This is a genomic window from Dankookia sp. P2 (assembly GCF_050632255.1).
Lineage (GTDB): Bacteria > Pseudomonadota > Alphaproteobacteria > Acetobacterales > Acetobacteraceae > Paracraurococcus.
Genome location: NZ_CP192581.1, coordinates 2,494,800 through 2,509,575, shown reverse-complemented (window position 1 = coordinate 2,509,575; position 14,776 = coordinate 2,494,800). Strand labels below are relative to the sequence as shown.

General features: G+C 72.4%; 14 protein-coding genes and 2 pseudogenes. 9 read left to right on the top strand and 7 right to left on the bottom strand.

What is annotated here, in order from left to right; genetic code table 11:
• Positions 1-99: 99 nt before the first annotated feature.
• On the top strand, positions 100-1,647 hold the full coding sequence (locus ACQ86J_RS14980; RefSeq protein ID WP_431271722.1) for a Bcr/CflA family efflux MFS transporter: 1,548 nt from the start codon (positions 100-102) through the stop codon (positions 1,645-1,647).
• A 336-nt stretch (positions 1,648-1,983) separates the two neighbouring features.
• On the opposite strand, the gene ACQ86J_RS14975 is transcribed toward ACQ86J_RS14980, so the two are convergent.
• From ACQ86J_RS14975 to ACQ86J_RS14960, 4 genes and pseudogenes are all read right to left on the bottom strand, one after another.
• A complete protein-coding gene (locus ACQ86J_RS14975; RefSeq protein ID WP_431271721.1) occupies positions 1,984-2,280 on the bottom strand; it encodes a protease inhibitor I42 family protein in 297 nt (98 codons plus the stop codon).
• Positions 2,273-4,003, bottom strand: coding sequence for a C1 family peptidase (locus tag ACQ86J_RS14970; RefSeq protein WP_431271720.1), 1,731 nt, complete (start codon positions 4,001-4,003; stop codon positions 2,273-2,275). Before ACQ86J_RS14970 ends, ACQ86J_RS14975 begins: the two co-directional genes overlap by 8 nt.
• Positions 4,004-4,096: 93 nt before the next feature.
• Positions 4,097-4,471 (bottom strand): YqgE/AlgH family protein, encoded by a 375-nt coding sequence (locus ACQ86J_RS14965; RefSeq protein ID WP_431271719.1) that lies wholly within the window; start codon positions 4,469-4,471, stop codon positions 4,097-4,099.
• Positions 4,472-4,553: 82 nt separating this feature from the next.
• Positions 4,554-4,619 (bottom strand): annotated as a pseudogene (locus ACQ86J_RS14960) (YqgE/AlgH family protein); the annotation flags it as partial.
• A gap of 251 nt (positions 4,620-4,870) precedes the next feature.
• On the opposite strand from ACQ86J_RS14960, the gene ACQ86J_RS14955 reads away from it, so the two are divergent.
• Both ACQ86J_RS14955 and ACQ86J_RS14950 read left to right on the top strand, forming a co-directional pair.
• Positions 4,871-5,353, top strand: a complete 483-nt coding sequence (locus tag ACQ86J_RS14955) for a peroxiredoxin (protein WP_431271718.1) — start codon at positions 4,871-4,873, stop codon at positions 5,351-5,353.
• A 116-nt stretch (positions 5,354-5,469) separates the two neighbouring features.
• Positions 5,470-5,736, top strand: a complete 267-nt coding sequence (locus ACQ86J_RS14950; RefSeq protein WP_431271717.1) for a hypothetical protein — start codon at positions 5,470-5,472, stop codon at positions 5,734-5,736.
• A gap of 34 nt (positions 5,737-5,770) precedes the next feature.
• Here ACQ86J_RS14950 and ACQ86J_RS14945 read toward each other — a convergent pair whose 3' ends face one another.
• Complete coding sequence (locus ACQ86J_RS14945) at positions 5,771-7,282, bottom strand: PLP-dependent aminotransferase family protein (RefSeq protein WP_431271716.1); 1,512 nt, start codon at positions 7,280-7,282, stop codon at positions 5,771-5,773.
• A gap of 37 nt (positions 7,283-7,319) precedes the next feature.
• Between ACQ86J_RS14945 and ACQ86J_RS14940 the strand changes: the two genes are divergently transcribed.
• The 6 genes from ACQ86J_RS14940 to ACQ86J_RS14915 all read left to right on the top strand — a co-directional run bounded on the left by ACQ86J_RS14940 (position 7,320) and on the right by ACQ86J_RS14915 (position 12,650).
• On the top strand, positions 7,320-8,039 hold the full coding sequence (locus tag ACQ86J_RS14940) for a pyridoxamine 5'-phosphate oxidase family protein (protein WP_431271715.1): 720 nt from the start codon (positions 7,320-7,322) through the stop codon (positions 8,037-8,039).
• A complete protein-coding gene (locus ACQ86J_RS14935; RefSeq protein WP_431271714.1) occupies positions 8,020-9,435 on the top strand; it encodes an amidase family protein in 1,416 nt (471 codons plus the stop codon). The genes ACQ86J_RS14940 and ACQ86J_RS14935 overlap by 20 nt, the downstream gene beginning before the upstream one ends.
• 88 nt (positions 9,436-9,523) lie before the next feature.
• Positions 9,524-10,690: an MBL fold metallo-hydrolase gene (locus tag ACQ86J_RS14930; protein WP_431271713.1), complete on the top strand. Its 1,167-nt coding sequence runs from the start codon at positions 9,524-9,526 to the stop codon at positions 10,688-10,690.
• A gap of 72 nt (positions 10,691-10,762) precedes the next feature.
• The gene (locus ACQ86J_RS14925) at positions 10,763-10,987 is read left to right on the top strand and encodes a hypothetical protein (protein ID WP_431271712.1); all 225 of its coding nucleotides are present in this window, start codon (positions 10,763-10,765) and stop codon (positions 10,985-10,987) included.
• A 90-nt stretch (positions 10,988-11,077) separates the two neighbouring features.
• Positions 11,078-11,305 carry a hypothetical protein gene (locus tag ACQ86J_RS14920; protein ID WP_431271711.1) on the top strand — a complete coding sequence of 76 codons (228 nt, stop codon included), beginning with the start codon at positions 11,078-11,080 and terminating at the stop codon, positions 11,303-11,305.
• 121 nt (positions 11,306-11,426) lie between these two features.
• On the top strand, positions 11,427-12,650 hold the full coding sequence (locus ACQ86J_RS14915) for an FG-GAP-like repeat-containing protein (protein WP_431271710.1): 1,224 nt from the start codon (positions 11,427-11,429) through the stop codon (positions 12,648-12,650).
• A 63-nt stretch (positions 12,651-12,713) separates the two neighbouring features.
• Here ACQ86J_RS14915 and ACQ86J_RS14910 read toward each other — a convergent pair whose 3' ends face one another.
• The gene (locus ACQ86J_RS14910; protein WP_431271709.1) at positions 12,714-13,574 is read right to left on the bottom strand and encodes a TIGR01459 family HAD-type hydrolase; all 861 of its coding nucleotides are present in this window, start codon (positions 13,572-13,574) and stop codon (positions 12,714-12,716) included.
• A gap of 11 nt (positions 13,575-13,585) precedes the next feature.
• Positions 13,586-14,637 (bottom strand): annotated as a pseudogene (locus ACQ86J_RS14905) (quinone-dependent dihydroorotate dehydrogenase).
• Between the last annotated feature and the right edge of the window lie 139 nt (positions 14,638-14,776).

The following is a 14,776-nucleotide window of genomic DNA, read 5'->3' as shown; positions in this document are numbered from 1 at the left end:
GAACCCGCGGCGTGAGCCCACGCGACCTTCCGGACGACACCGTCGCCGCCCTCGCCCCGGCGGCCAGGCCCAAGCCCCTCCATCGTCCTGCTGGTGGCGATGACGGGGCTCGGCCCCTTCACCATGCAGATCCTGATCCCCAGCCTGCCGATGCTCGCGGTGGCGCTGGCGGTGCCCTACGCCACCATCCAGCTGACGCTCACGCTCTACCTGGTGGGCGTCGCGCTGGCGCAGCTGGTCTATGGCCCGCTGTCGGACCGCTACGGACGGAAGCCGCTGCTGCTGGCCGGACTCTGCATCTATTTGGTCGGCAGCGTCGGCGCGGCGCTGGCGCCCACCGCCGCCTGGCTGATCGTGGCCCGCGTGCTGCAGGCGGTCGGCAGCTGCGCCGGGCTCGTGCTCGGCCGCGCCATGATCCGCGACAGCTACCCGCGGGACCGCGCGGCGGCGGTGCTCGGCTATGTCAGCACCGCCATGGCGGTGGCGCCGATGCTGTCCCCCATCATCGGCAGCCTGCTGCACGAGCATTTCGGCTGGCGCGCCACCATGCTGTCCTGCCTGGTCTTCGGCCTGCCGCTGCTGGTCGCGGTGCGGGCGAGGCTGCCGGAGACGCTGGCCCAGCCGGCGCCGCTGCCGGGGCTCGGCGGGCTGCTCGGCGCCTACCGGACCCTGCTGCGCGTGCCCGTGTTCCGCGCCTATTGCGGCATCACCGCCTGCGCCACCTCGATGTTCTTCTCCTTCGCCGCGGGCGGGCCGGTGGTGGTGGTGCAGGGGCTCGGCCATGCGCCCACCACCTATGCCGTTGCCATGATGCTGGTCTCGGTCGGCTGGTCGAGCGGCACCTTCACCGCGGCGCGGCTGGTCGGCCGGCTCGGCACCGGGCGGATGCTGCGGATCGGCAGCGGCATCACGGTCGCGGCCGGCGCCCTGGCCCTGGCGCTGCCGCTGCTGGCGCCGCCCAGCCTGCTCGGCTTCTTCATCCCCATGGCGCTGGTGGCGATCGGCAACGGCATGACCCAGCCGAGCGCGGTGGCGGCGGCGATCAGCGTGCGGCCGATGCTGGCGGGCACCGCCTCCGGCCTGATCGGCGCGCTGCAGATGGGGGCGGGGGCGCTGGCGACGGTGCTGGCGGGGGTGACGGAAAGCGGCGCGGGCATCGCCACCGGGGCCTGGATGCTGGCCGGGGCGCTCGGCGCGCAGCTGGCGCTGCGGGCGGTCCGGCGGGCCGGGGGTAGGGCGGATGGTGGGAGGGCGTGCGCCCGGAGGCGCGCTGCCCTGGCTTGTCGTTCGCGAAGCAGGGTCACGCCTCCTGGCAGGTCTGCCGTCCGGCGATCCGCTTCAGATACGGGTGCGTCCGACCAGGGCGACCAGCAGCGCGGTGGACCAGCCGAACATCAGCGTTCCCGTGCCCGCCTCGAGGGGCGCCGAGCACGCGATGCCCGCGGGACAGCTCGAGTTCCGCGGCGCCCACCGTCGTGTAGCTCGCCAGCGAGAAATATGCGGCGTCCGCGAAGGAGCGGAACTCGCCCAGGACCAGGTAGAGGAACGTCCAGAGCAACGCCTGCGCGAGATGCCCGAGGAGGAGCACGAAGACCGTGCACAGGCTCAGGCTCCGGAGCGGTCGCAGCCGCGCCTGGCCGCGGCTGACCGCTTTGGCCCTGCTGTCGTGATGCTCGACGAAGATCCGCATCAGGACTATCTGCACGGTAAGCTGCACGAAGACCGCGCCGATGAGGGCAGCGCATGCCCCCGCCCAATTTTCCAGGTGCGCGGTCATGCCGGATATCCGGCGGGCCGCCTGGGCGACCCGCGCTGCGCATGGGGAATCACCGGTCCATCCCACGGTCACGAGGTGGCGGAGGCAGGCTGGACCATGGCCGCCCCGCGCGCACGCGGGATTCGGTGTCCATTTCCCGCACACCGCCGGGGCGGCCCTGCCGGGACTGCCGCTGCGAGCTTCGGGCCGACCTGCGGCGGCCCGCCCTACCGCGCCCGCACGGTGATGCGCAACTCGCGCACCGCCGTGCTCTCCCAGGGCCGGCGCAGCCGCAGCACAACCAGATGCTCGCCGGGCGCCGTGGCGCGCAGCCGCAGCGTCTCGAGGTTGGCGGCGCCGATGCCCCCGGCGCCGCCGCCCCGTGACACGATCTCCGGCGGCGCCAGGCCGGGCGGCGGCGGCAGCACCTCCCAGGCATAGCCCGCGGTGCCGTAGCGCTCGAGCGGCACCTCCCCGACCTCGCCGACCGCGAGGTCGAGGATCATGCTGGTGGGCTCAGCCATTCCACCACTTCTGCCAGACCTGGTTGTCGGTGCCCCGCACGAAGACATGCTCGTGGTTCGGGCCCATCGAGCCGGGCGCGGGCTCCGAGGCCAGCACCCCGCCATCGTTGTGCCGGCCCCAGTCGTGCCAGGCATTGTCGTACCAGGCCTTCTGCCACAGCGCGTTGTCCGTGCCGCGGACATAGATGTTGCAGACCGTGTTGTTGCGCGAGATCACCGCCGGCGCGCCCTGGAAGCCGACGGGCGGCGCCCCCAGCGCGAACCAGCCGGACCAGCTCTTCGTCCCGGTCCAGAACTTCTGCCAGACCTGGTTGTCGGTCCCCCGCACGAAGACATGCTCGTGGTCCGGTCCCATCGACCCCAGCGCGGGCTCCGAGGCCAGCACGCCGCCGTCGTCGTGCCGGCCCCAGTCGTGCCAGGCATTGTTGAACCAGGCCTTCTGCCACAGCGCGTTGTCGGCGCCCCGGACATAGATGTTGCAGACGCTGCCGTTGCGCGAGATCACCGAGGGCGCGCCCTGGAAGCCACCCGGGGGCGCGCCCAGCGCGAACCAGCCGGACCAGCCCTTCTCCGCGGTCCAGAACTTCTGCCAGACCTGGTTGTCGGTCCCCCGCACGAAGACATGCTCGTGGTCCGGCCCCATCGACCCCAGCGCGGGCTCCGAGGCGAGCACGCCGCCGTCGTTGTGCCGGCCCCAGGCATGCCAGGCATTGTTGAACCAGGCCCGCTGCCACAGCGCGTTGTCGGCGCCGCGGACATAGATGTTGCAGACCGTGTTGTTGCGCGAAATCACCGGCGGCGCGCCAATGAAGCCGCCCTGCGGGGCGCCGAGCGGGACCCAGCCCGACCAGCCGCGATGCGCCGGCAGCACCGTGCCGGTGCCCCAGAAGAATGGGAATTCGCCGTCGATGCCGCATTCGCCATAGGCGATGCGGAAGAAGCCGGCATCGCCCCAGCCGGTCCCCCAGGAATTCTTGCAGATCCAGCAGCGGTCGGCTTCCGAATAGCCGATCACCTCGACGCAATGCAGCCCTTCCTCCTTGCCGGAGACATGGTGGTAGACGCCGCTGCCATAGGAGAAGAAATCGGTGAAGACATGCAGCACGGCGGAGCATGGCCCGACCGTCGAGAGATGGTGCTTGCGCGCCGCCGCATCGGCCAGGCTGCCGAAGGAGGTGATCTTCACCGCCCGGGCATTGCGGTCGGCGGCGGTGTGGCAGACCGGGGCGCCGCCGGGGCCCTCGAAGGCGGTGGCATAGGGGAAGGCGGCCTCGTCCGGGATGCCGCGCGACTGGATCTGGCCGAGCGCCTGGTCGGGCCACCAGCCGCCGCAGCTCGCCCCGTGCGAGGAGCAGAAATGCAGGTCGGCTTCGGCCAGGTCGAGCGTCGCGCCGTGCTCGATCGAGGCCATCGCCTCGACCAGCGCCGTGCAGCAGAAGGAGACGCAGGAGCCGCAGCCGCCCTGGTCCTTCACCGGCGTGATGTGATTCTTGCCGCCGCGGTTGCGCCAGTCGACCGCGGGGTCGAAGGACAGCGACGCCAGCGCGGCGAGGGCCTGGCGCGGCGCCATGGCGGCGGCGAGCGAGGCCTGGTCGACGACGACGCCGAGTCTGCGGCGAAGCTGGTCCTCGGGCAGCGTGGTGAGCGGCGTGACGCGCGGTTGCCATCGGGCATTCGCCTGCGTCAGGGATTGCGCGAGCGCCGCGATCTGTGGGTCGGGCATGGCGTGGTCCTCCTGCCGGAAGCCGGCAGCGCCATTTTGGCATATCGTATTCTACAGACCTGTGCCGGCGCGCACAGCCGCCCGGCGGGGGCCTCAGGCGTGCCCGGCGGCGCCCGAGAGCAGGGCCGGGTCGACCTTCAGCTTGGCCATGGCCTGCAGCCACTTGGCGTCGCCATCACCGCCGAACAGCAGCGCCTCGTCCGGGGTGACGGAGAGCCAGGCATTGGCCTGGATCTCGTCCTCCAGCTGGCCGGGGCCCCAGCCGGCATAGCCCAGCGCCAGGATGCCCTCGCGCGGGCCGCCGCCGCCGGCGATGGCCGAGAGGATGTCGACGCTGGCGGTCAGCGCGAGGTCGTCCGAGACCGGCAGCGACTGGTCGTTGGACCAGTCCCGCGTGTGCAGCACGAAGCCGCGGCCGCCTTCCACCGGGCCGCCCTGGAACAGCCGGATGCGCCGCTGCGGCGGCACCGGCTGCAGGCCGAGCTGCTTCAGCAGCTTCGTCGAAGGACAGCCCCTCCAGCGGCTTGTTCAGCACGATGCCCATCGCCCCGTCCGGCGAATGGGCGCAGAGGCAGATGACCGTGCGGGAGAAGCGCGGGTCCTGCAGGCTGGGCATCGCGATCAGGACCTGCCCGCCGAGATAGCCTTCCCTGCGGGAGGAGCGCGTCATCGTTCCGGGTCGCACGCGTTTTGCCATGCATCGAAGATGGCGGCGTCGCGGCCGGGGCGCAAGCATCCGGACCCTTGCGCCGCAACCTGTCACAACCGCCACCGGCGGCGGCATTCGCGCCGGGGCCGCTCGCGGTGACAGGAGCCACGGAAGCCACTACATGGCGAAGGACCGCAACGCGGAGGAGGGACCAAGCCATGACGATCCAGGTCGGAGACAGCATCCCGTCGGCCAAGCTGATGCAGGGCACGGCCGAGGGCCCGAAGGAGATCAGCACCGAGGAGCTGTTCGGCGGCAAGACCGTCGTGCTGTTCGGCGTCCCCGGCGCCTTCACCCCCACCTGCTCGGCCAAGCACCTGCCGGGCTACGTGCAGAACTACGACGCGCTGAAGGCCAAGGGCGTCGATACCGTCGCCTGCATGGCGGTGAACGATGCCTTCGTCATGGGCGCCTGGGGCAAGGACCAGGGCGTCGGTGACAAGGTGATGATGCTGGCCGATGGCAGCGCCGACTTCACCAAGAAGATGGGCCTCGAGCTCGACCTGGTCGCGCGGGGCTTGGGCATCCGCAGCCAGCGCTTCGTGCTGGTGGCCAAGAACGGCAAGGTCACCCATGTCGCGGTCGAGGCGCCGGGCGCCTTCGAGGTGAGCAAGGCCGAGACCGTCCTCGCCGCGCTGTAGGATCGGCGGCGGAAAATCCCTGCCGGCTCACGGCAGGGAGACTATACTGGGCCGGGTTGCGGGAACTCCGCAGCCCGGCCCTTGCTCTGTTCGCCGACCCGTACGGAGACCAGGCGTTGAATCCTTTCACCACCGCGACCCTTGCCTGGCAGACCGCCTTCGTCTTCACCCTCCGCAGCATGCAGCTCTGGACCGAGCCGGCCGAGGCCCAGGCGCGACTGACCGGCTACGTGCTGGAGAAGCAGAAGGCCTTCACGGCCGGCGCCATGGCGGCCAGCCAGGCGATGCTGGCGGGGCAGACGGGCCATGCGGTCTACGAGGCGGCGATGGCCCCGGCGCATCGGCGGGTGCGGGCCAATGCGCGGAAGCTGATGCAGGGCTGAGGCGCGGCCGGCGCCGCCGCCGGGCGAGGCGCCCTCAGTCCCGCAGCGCCACGCCCAGCGCCCGCGCCGCCCAGCGCAGCGCGCCGGGCTCGTGGCCGGAGAAGCCCAGCAGCAGGGCGCGGACCGGCGGCGCGACCAGGAACATCGGGCTCAGCGGCCGGGCCACCACGCCGCGGCGTTCCGCCGCCGCCGCCAGCGCCATGTCGTCCATCCCGTCCGGCAGCCGGGCCAGCAGCTTCAGCCCCTGGTCCGGTGGCTCCACCGCCAGCATCGGCGCGTGCTCGGCCAGTGCCGCCACCAGCGCGTCCCGCCCGGCGCGGTAGCGCAGCCGCATCCGCCGGAGGTGCTGGGCGAAATGCCCCTCCGCCAGGAAATCGGTGACGACGCCCTCGGCGAGGCCCGCCGGGTGCCAGTCGACCATCAGCCGCGCCGCCCGGACCGGCTCCAGCAGCGCCGGCGGCAGCACCGCGTAGCCGAGCCGGAGGCCGGGAAACAGCACCTTGCTGAAGGTGCCGACATAGATCACCCGGCCCGCGTCATCGATCCCCTGCAGCGCGGCCAGCGGGCGGCCGGCATAGCGGAACTCGCTGTCGTAGTCGTCCTCCAGCACGAAGGCATCGGCGCGGCGGGCCCAGGCCAGCAGCTCCAGCCGCCGCGCCATGGAGAGCACGACGCCCATCGGGTACTGGGACGACGGCGTGACATAGGCGAGGCGGGCGCCGGGCGCCGCGGCGATGCCGGCAGCCACCACCATCCCCTGGGCATCGACCGGCACCGGGACGATGCCGGCGCGCGCCGCGGCCAATGCCGCGCGCAGGGCGGGGTAGCAGGGATCCTCCACCCAGACCGCCTCGCCCGGCTCCAGCAGCACCCGCAGCACCAGGTCGATCGCCTGCTGCGCCCCGGCCGTGACCACCACCTGGTCGGGGTCGCAGCGCACCGCGCGGGCGGCACGCAGATGGGTGGCGATCGCCTGCCGCAGCGGCCGCGCGCCCTGCGGGTCGCCATAGCCGAACAGCGCCGGGTCCGGCGTGCCGAGCCGCCGCAGGGTCAGGCTGCGCCAGACCGCCTGGGACCTTTCGTCCCAGCCGGTGCGGCCGGTGTTGAAGGGCCGGGTGGAAGGCTGCGGCGAGGCCGGGTCGGGGCGGAAGCGCAGGGTGGAGGCGGGCACCGCGGCAGGGGCCGCGGGCGGCGGCGCCGGCGCGGCTTCCAGCCCTTCGGGCAGCTCGGCCGAGACATGCGTGCCGGCGCCTGCGCGTCCGGTGACGAAGCCCTCGGCCAGCAGCTGGTCATAGGCCGCGACCACGGTGTTGCGGGCAAGGCCGAGCTGCGCGCCGAGCGCCCGGGTCGAGGGCAGCCGCGCCCCCGGCGGCAGGGCACCGGCCAGGATGGCGCCGCGCAGCGCCAGGTAGAGCTGCCGCAGCATCGGCACCGTGCCGGCGCGGTCGAGGCCCGGGAGCAGCAGCTCGGCCGGTTCGGTCATCGGATCGGCAATGGACCAGCGGGGATGGCCGGGATTGGCCCTCGCGCCGGTCCAATCATCCATGCGAAACGGCAGCCTGTCCAACCTGCCGGGTACCCCGATGTCCGACGCCTCCTACCCCGTCACCGAGCGCAACAAGGTCCGCCGCCTGCACGAGCGGGCCCGCTACGACCATGCCTCCGTGCATGCGATCCTCGATCCGGCGATGCTCTGCCACATCGCCTACGTCATCGACGGCCTGCCCTATTGCACGCCGACCGCCTTCTGGCGCGAGGGCACGCATCTCTACTGGCACGGCTCCTCGGCCAGCCGGATGCTGCGGACGCAGAAGCCGGGCCTGCCGGTCTGCCTGACGGTCTCGCATCTCGACAGCCTCGTCCTCGCCCGCTGCGGCTTCAACCACTCGGTCGACTACCGCTCGGCCATGTGCTTCGGCACCGCCCACATCATCGACGACCTCGAGGAGAAGGCGCGCGCGCTGGATGCGATGATCGACCGCTTCTACCCCGGCCGGAATGCCGAGCTGCGCCCCAGCACCACGCAGGAGCTGAAGGCGACCATGGTGGTCGGCATGGAGATCGAGAGCGCCGCGGCCAAGGTGCGCGCCAAGGGCGTCGGCGACGAGGAGGAGGACTACGCCCTGCCGATCTATGCCGCGCGTTTCCCGGTGACCCAGGTGATCGGCGCCGCCGAGCCCTGCCCGCGCATGCCGAAGGGCGTCGCCTATCCGCCCGGCCTCGCCGGCTTCCGTGACGGACGCCGGCTGGACGAGATCATGCTGGAGAGCCACCATAGGCTCTATGGCGACACGACCGACTGACGAGCTGGCGACCGCCTCGGCGGTGGAAATGGCGGCGATGGTGCGCGAGCGGCGCGCCTCGCCGGTCGAGATCACCGAGGCCGTGCTGGCGCGCATCGCCGCCTGCGAGCCGAGGCTGAACGCCTTCGCCGCGCTGGATGCGGAGCGCGCCCGCGCCGCGGCGCGGGCCGCGGAGGAAGCGGTGACGCGCGGCGCCATGCTCGGCCCGCTGCACGGCGTGCCCGTGACCATCAAGGACATCCAGGCGGTCGAGGGCCTGCCGACCCGGCGCGGCTCCCGCCTCTCGGACGCGACGCCCGCCACCGCCGACGCGCCGCTGGTCGCCCGGCTGCGCGCCGCCGGCGCCATCATCCTCGGCAAGACCACCAGCACCGAGCATGGCTGGACCGCGGTGAGCCACAACCCGCTGACCGGGGCGACGCACAATCCGTGGCAGCACGGCGTGACCTCGGGCGGGTCGTCCTCCGGCGCCGCGGCGCTGGCCGGGGCCGGCTGCGGGCCGCTGCATCTCGGCACCGACGGCGCCGGGTCCATCCGCCTGCCCGCGCATTTCTGCGGCGCGGTCGGCTTCAAGCCGACCTATGGCCGGGTGCCCTACGTGCCGCACCCGAACAACGGCGCCATCTCCCATGCCGGGCCGATCACCCGCAGCGTCGCCGACGCGGCGCTGATGTTCTCGGTCATGGCCGGTCCGCATCCGCTCGACCACACCACCCTCGGCGAGACCTTCCCGGCCGAGGTGCCGCCCGGCAGGGTGCGCGGCCTGCGCATCGCCTACAGCCCCGATCTGGGCCACGCGAAGGTGGACCCCGAGGTCGCCACGCTGGTCGAGGCGGCGGTGAAGCAGCTGGAAGCCGCCGGCGCGACGGTCGAGCAGGTGACGCCGCCCTGGGGGCCGGAGGGCCCGGCGCTGGAGCGACGGATCTGGGGCGCCGCCTACCGCCCCTTCCTGCCGAAGGATGCCACGCAGGCGGCGCAGATGGATCCCGGCCTGGTCGCCTGCACCGAGGACTACCGCGACTTCTCCTTCATGGACGGCTTTGCCGCGCAGGGCCGCCGCATCGCCTATGCGGCGGCGGTGAACGACTGGTTCACGACAGCGGGCTTCGACCTGCTGGCGACGCCGGCCGCCTCCGTCGCCGCCTTCCCGGTCGGGCTGCAGCGCCCGCCGCATTGGGACCACCATGCCTGGGACTGGCTGGTCTGGGCGGAGTTCTCCTACCCCTTCAACCTGTCGCATGGGCCGGCCGTCTCGGTCCCCTGCGGCCGGACCGCCGCCGGCCTGCCCGTGGGGCTGCAGCTTGCCGGGCCGCGGCTGGCGGATGGCCTGGTGCTGCAGGCCGCGGAGGGGTTCCTCGCGGCACGGCCCTTCCTGCCGGGTTTCGCAACGCCGTAGCCGCCGCGGTTTCCCCGCGCGCATACTGCGCGGCGCCGTAGCCGCCGCGGTTCCCCGCGCGCAGGCTGCGCGACGGAGGAACCACGCCATGATCCCACGCCGCCGCCTGCTGCAGGGCTCCGCCGCTGCCGCCGCCTTCGCCTGCACCGGCTTCCCCGCTGGCGCCGCGACGCCGCGGATCGAGGCGCCGGAGGTCGACAGCCTCTCGATCCAGGTGGTCACCGACGGCAACCACGACATCTTCATCAGCGGCGCCCAGGTGCCCGGCGTGCGGATCGAGCGCGTGCGCGGCTTCCGCGGCGCGCAGGAACGCCGGGTGCTACGCAGCGAATGGGGCCTCTCGCTCTGGATGGCCTCGACCCGGGGCAGCGAGACCAGGCGCATCCTGCTCGACTTCGGCTGGACCGGGGAGACGCTGAACAACAACCTCGAGCTGCTCGGCCTCGACCCCGCCACCCTGGATGCCCTGGTCGCCAGCCACGGCCATCTCGACCATTTCGGCGGACTGGAGGGCTTCCTCGACAAGCACCGGGCGCAGATGAAAGCCGACCTCCGGCTGTATCTCGGCGGCGAGGACGCCTTCTGCCAGCGCGTCTCGCCGGCCGGCAACGGCGCCTTCGCCAGCTTCGGCCGGCTCGACCGGTCGATGCTGGCCGCCGCCCGCGTCACCCCGGTGCCGAGCGAGGACCCCCAGGTGATCGAGGGCCATGCCTTCACCACCGGCATCATCCCCCGGGTCAGCCAGGAACGCGTGCTGCCCAACACCTCGGTGATCTTCGGCCAGCAGGACGGCGCCGGCTGCGACGTCTCGAGATACGCCGAGCACCACTTCACCCCGGCCGAGCTGGCAGGCCAGCCGGTGCCCGACCAGCACCTGCACGAGCACGCCACCTGCTACAACCTGAAGGGTCGCGGCCTGGTGGTCGTCACCTCCTGCGGCCATGCCGGCATCCTCAACACGCTCCGCCGGGCGCGGGAGGTGACGGGAATCGAGAAGGTGCACGCCCTGGTCGGCGGCTTCCACCTGGCCCCGGCGCCGCAGGACTATCTCGACCGCGTCATGGCGGAGCTGAAGCGCCAGGACATCGACCATGTCTTCCCGATGCATTGCAGCGGGCCGAATTCCTGGAAGCCGCCAAGCGGGAGATGCCGCAGACGCTCGTGCTCTGCACCACGGGAAGCCGCTTCGGCTTCGGCGCCTGACGTCGAAAATGGGATTAATGTCATGTGCGGATCGACCGGCCGGGGCGCATGATCGCGGCGAGCACCGGCCGTGCCGGCGGCGCAAGGCCGTTCCGCAGGGCGTGCTCCAACCGGGAGGCACCCCATGTACAACAGCATCACCGGCCATGTCGCGAGCAACCTCTGGCTCTGGACGGTCGTCGGCCTCGGCATCTCCGCGCTGGCGATGGTTGCCAGCGCCAGCTTCGGCAAGGGCTATTACCTAGCGGAGATCATCACGCTCGGCGCCATGTTCGGCGCTACCACGATGATCCTGGCCAGCCAGAAGGGCCTGGTCCATCCGGCGGCGGAGGAGGACGACCAAGCCTGATCCTCCCGCCGAGTTGAGCCGCCGGGCGCCTTCTGGTGCCCGGCATGGCTGCCAAACTGGGGCCCTTCAGCCAAAGGAAGGAACGCCCGCATGGCGCCGCAGACCGTCGCCCGTCCCACCGCTTCGTCCACCGGCCGTCTGTGGCTCTGGGCGGGGCTTCTCGCCGTCCTGGCCGGCCTTGCCGTGCTTGCCCGCGCCCAGGTCGGGCTGGGCTACCATCTCGGCGACGTCGCCGCCCTCGCGCTCATGGCGAGCGCCACCTTCGTCATCCTGATCAACCAGCGCGACATGCCGGTCGCGGCTGAAGCCGAGGACTGAGCCACTTCCACCGCTGGCGCTGCCCGTCGCGATGGATCGGAAGCGCCGCTCGGGCGTTCCCAAGCCCGAGCGGTGGCGTCTTTCGCCGATCGCACGGTCATGGGCAAAGGGGAGATGACGCATGGCGATAGTCCTGGGGACGCCATTTCGGGATGGGCTGCCTGCCGGCAGTGGCGGCGACCTGATCATTGCCGGCCGCGGCGATGATTTTCTGGTGGCAGGGGCCGGCGCCGATACCTTCGCCTTTTCCCCCGGCGACGGGCAGGATTGGGTCCAGGACTTCACCCCTGGCGTCGACAAGCTGCAATTCGCCGGCGGGGTGACGCCGGCGGGCATCAGCGTGCAGTCCGCCACGTTGCTCGGCGTGCAGGGACTGGCGGTCTTCTACAACCCCGGCACCTTCGACCTCGCCTTCCTGGCGGGGGTCAGCGCGCTGGGCCCGAACGACATCATCTACCAGTCGCTGCCACCGGTGTACTTCGCCCAGCATGCGCCGAACTTCAACGGCGACGGCAATGCCGACATCCTGTTCCAGACCTCCTTCGGGACGCTGGTGAACTACATGATGGTGGGCTCGACCGTCGGCGGCGCCGCCGTCCTCGGCAACCCGCCGCCCGGCTACGAGGTGGCCGGGGAAGGCGACTTCAACGGCGACGGCCGCAGCGACGTGCTGCTGCGCGGCGCCGACGGCACGCTGCGGTCCTGGCAGCTGAACGGCGGCGCGGCGCCGGTGGAGGGCGTGATCGGCGCCCCCGGCGCCAGCTGGCGGGTCGATGGCGTGGCCGACTTCAACGGCGACGGCCGGGCCGACATCCTGCTGCACAATGCCGACGGCACGCTCGGCATCTGGCAGATGAACGGCACCACGATCGAGGCCGCGGCCAGCTTCGCCAATCCGGGCAATGCGCTGTCGGTCGTCGGCACCGGCGACCTGAACGCGGACGGCAAGGCGGACATCCTGCTGCGCGCGGCGGACGGCACGCTGACCGAGTACCTGATGAACGGCGGCACGCTGCTGTCGCAGGCCGTCATCGGCAATCCCGGCGCCACGCTCCAGCCGGTCGGCATCGGCGACTTCAACGGCGACGGGCACAACGACATCCTGCTGCGCGCCGAGGACGGCACGCTGACCGACTGGAACCTGTTCGGCGGGACGCTGACCACGGTCGGCACGCCGGGGCCGAGGACCGAGGTGCAGTACACCGGCGACTACAACGGCGACGGCACCGACGACATCCTGCTGCGCGGCTTCGACGGCACCATCACGCTGCTGCAGATGTCGGGCGGCACGCTGGTGGCGGTGCCGAACGTGAGCAACCCGGGCAACGACTGGAACATCGTCTGACCGGCCGGCGGGCCGCGTGACCCCAGCCCCGGGCGGATCCCGCCCGGGGCCTTCGCGCCCAGGCTACCAGCGCAGCGCGCGGATCGCGGCGATCGGCTCGACCCCCTCGCGCAGCGCCACCTGACGCAAAACCTCGGGCGCGGGATTGTCGCCGTGCTCGTGCTCGGCAAGTCCCGTCAGCGCCCAGAGCGCGTCGAGCCCCGCCGCCTGCGCGCCCGCGAGGTCGGTATGCGGCGTGTCGCCGATGGCGACCACCCGGCGGCGGTCGGCGATGCCGAGGATTTCCAGCACCGGGTCGTAGACCGCGGGGTCGGGCTTGCCGACCTCGAAGATGTCGCCGCACATCGGCTTGTAGAGGTCGGCCAGCGCGCCGGCGCAGATCAGCCGCTCCCCGCCCACCATCACGTGGCGGTCCGGGTTGACGCAGACCATCGGCAGCTGGTAGCGCGCCGCGGCCTGCAACGCCGGCATGTAGCGCGTCGCGTCATGCGAGCCGCGGTCGGGGTCCGGCCCGGTGTTCAGCAGGAAGTCGGCCTCGGCCGCATCGGCCACCAGCTCCGCCGCGCCCTCCTCGGCCACCGAGAGGTCGCGCTCCGGCCCGATATGGAAGGCCTTCGGGCCGAGCCGGGCGAACCAGGGATGGCGCTTCTCCCGCAGCATCCGCCAGGCGATCTCGCCCGAGGACATGATCCCGTCATAGAGCCCGCGGTCGAGCCCCATGCGGTCCAGCATCTCGCGGATGAACCAGGCCCGGCGCGGCGCATTGGTCAGGAAGACGATGCGCTTGCCGCGCGCCTTCAGCGCGCCCAGCGCCTCCGGCACGCCGGGATAGGGCCGCTTGCCGTCATGCACCACGCCCCAGAGGTCAAGCACGTAGCCGTCGTAGCGGTCGGCGATCGGCGCGATGCCGTCGAGGATGTCCAACTCTCTCTCCTTCAGCAATCGACGCCGACCGCGTCGCCGACCCGGGCGAAGCCGTCGCGCCTCAGCAACGCGGCGAGTTCGGCCTTGATGCGCGGGACCAGGGCCGGCCCGGCATAGGCGAAGCCGGCATAGAGCTGCACGAGGGAGGCGCCGGCCCGGATCTTCGCATAGGCCTGCGCGCCCGAGGCGATGCCTCCCACCCCGACCAGGGTGAGCCGCCCGCGCGAGATCCGGTAGACCTGCCGCAGCATCTCGGTCGAGCGCTCGAAGAGCGGCTGGCCGGACAGGCCGCCGGCCTCGGCGCGGTGGCGGCTGCGCAGCGTCGCCGGCCGGGCGAGGGTGGTGTTGGCGACGATCAGCCCGGCGACGCCATGCGCCACGCAGGCCTCGACGATCGGGCCGAGCGCGTCCCCGGCCAGGTCGGGCGCGATCTTCACCAGCAGCGGCAGGCCTCCGGTGCCGCGCACGGCGGCGATGGCCTCGAGGATGCCGATCAGCGCCGCCTCCCCCTGCAGGTCGCGCAGCCCCGGCGTGTTGGGGGAGGAGACGTTGACCGCGACGTAGTCGGCCAGCGGCGCCAGCGCGGCATAGAGCGCGGGGTAGTCGCGGCGCGGCTCCGCGCCTTCCTTGTTCACCCCGATATTGGCGCCGAGCACCGCCGGCAGCGGCCGCGGCAGCGCGGCGAGACGGGCCCGGTAGGACTCCAGCCCCGCGTTGTTGAAGCCCATGCGGTTGATGACGCCCTGGTCCTCCTCCAGCCGGAACATCCGCGGCCGGGGATTGCCGGACTGCGGCCGCGGCGTGACCGAGCCGGCCTCGACGCAGCCGAAGCCGAGCCGCATCAGCGGCAGCACGGCTTCGGCATTCTTGTCGAAGCCGGCCGCGAGGCCGAGGGGTTGCGGAAGCGCAGGCCGAGCGCGCTGGTCGCCAGCACCTGGTCGTCCTCGCCCCGGTCGGCGCCGGCAAGGCCGGCATTGAGGGCGCGCAGCGCCAGCCCATGCGCCGTCTCGGCGTCCAGGCTGCGGATCAGGGGCATCAGGGCCGAGGCGAGGCGAGGGGTCATCGCCGGGGTGAATGCCCGATGCGGGGGCCAAGGGAACCCGTCTCCTGGCCCGCCGCGGGCCGACTGCCCCGGCGGCGCATCTGGTCCCGTGCGCCTGCGGCGCAACCCACTCCCGCGCCGCCGAGGCTCGGCAAGCCCC

Coding starts and splice junctions, on each gene's coding strand:
- ACQ86J_RS14935 (WP_431271714.1), top strand. CDS start 8,020: ATGGCGACACGACCGACTGACGAGCTGGCGACCGCCTCGGCGGTGGAA.
- ACQ86J_RS14955 (WP_431271718.1), top strand. CDS start 4,871: ATGACGATCCAGGTCGGAGACAGCATCCCGTCGGCCAAGCTGATGCAG.
- ACQ86J_RS14920 (WP_431271711.1), top strand. CDS start 11,078: ATGGCGCCGCAGACCGTCGCCCGTCCCACCGCTTCGTCCACCGGCCGT.
- ACQ86J_RS14945 (WP_431271716.1), bottom strand. CDS start 7,282: ATGGATGATTGGACCGGCGCGAGGGCCAATCCCGGCCATCCCCGCTGG.
- ACQ86J_RS14980 (WP_431271722.1), top strand. CDS start 100: ATGACGGGGCTCGGCCCCTTCACCATGCAGATCCTGATCCCCAGCCTG.
- ACQ86J_RS14925 (WP_431271712.1), top strand. CDS start 10,763: ATGTACAACAGCATCACCGGCCATGTCGCGAGCAACCTCTGGCTCTGG.
- ACQ86J_RS14915 (WP_431271710.1), top strand. CDS start 11,427: ATGGCGATAGTCCTGGGGACGCCATTTCGGGATGGGCTGCCTGCCGGC.
- ACQ86J_RS14970 (WP_431271720.1), bottom strand. CDS start 4,003: ATGCCCGACCCACAGATCGCGGCGCTCGCGCAATCCCTGACGCAGGCG.
- ACQ86J_RS14975 (WP_431271721.1), bottom strand. CDS start 2,280: ATGGCTGAGCCCACCAGCATGATCCTCGACCTCGCGGTCGGCGAGGTC.
- ACQ86J_RS14940 (WP_431271715.1), top strand. CDS start 7,320: ATGTCCGACGCCTCCTACCCCGTCACCGAGCGCAACAAGGTCCGCCGC.
- ACQ86J_RS14930 (WP_431271713.1), top strand. CDS start 9,524: ATGATCCCACGCCGCCGCCTGCTGCAGGGCTCCGCCGCTGCCGCCGCC.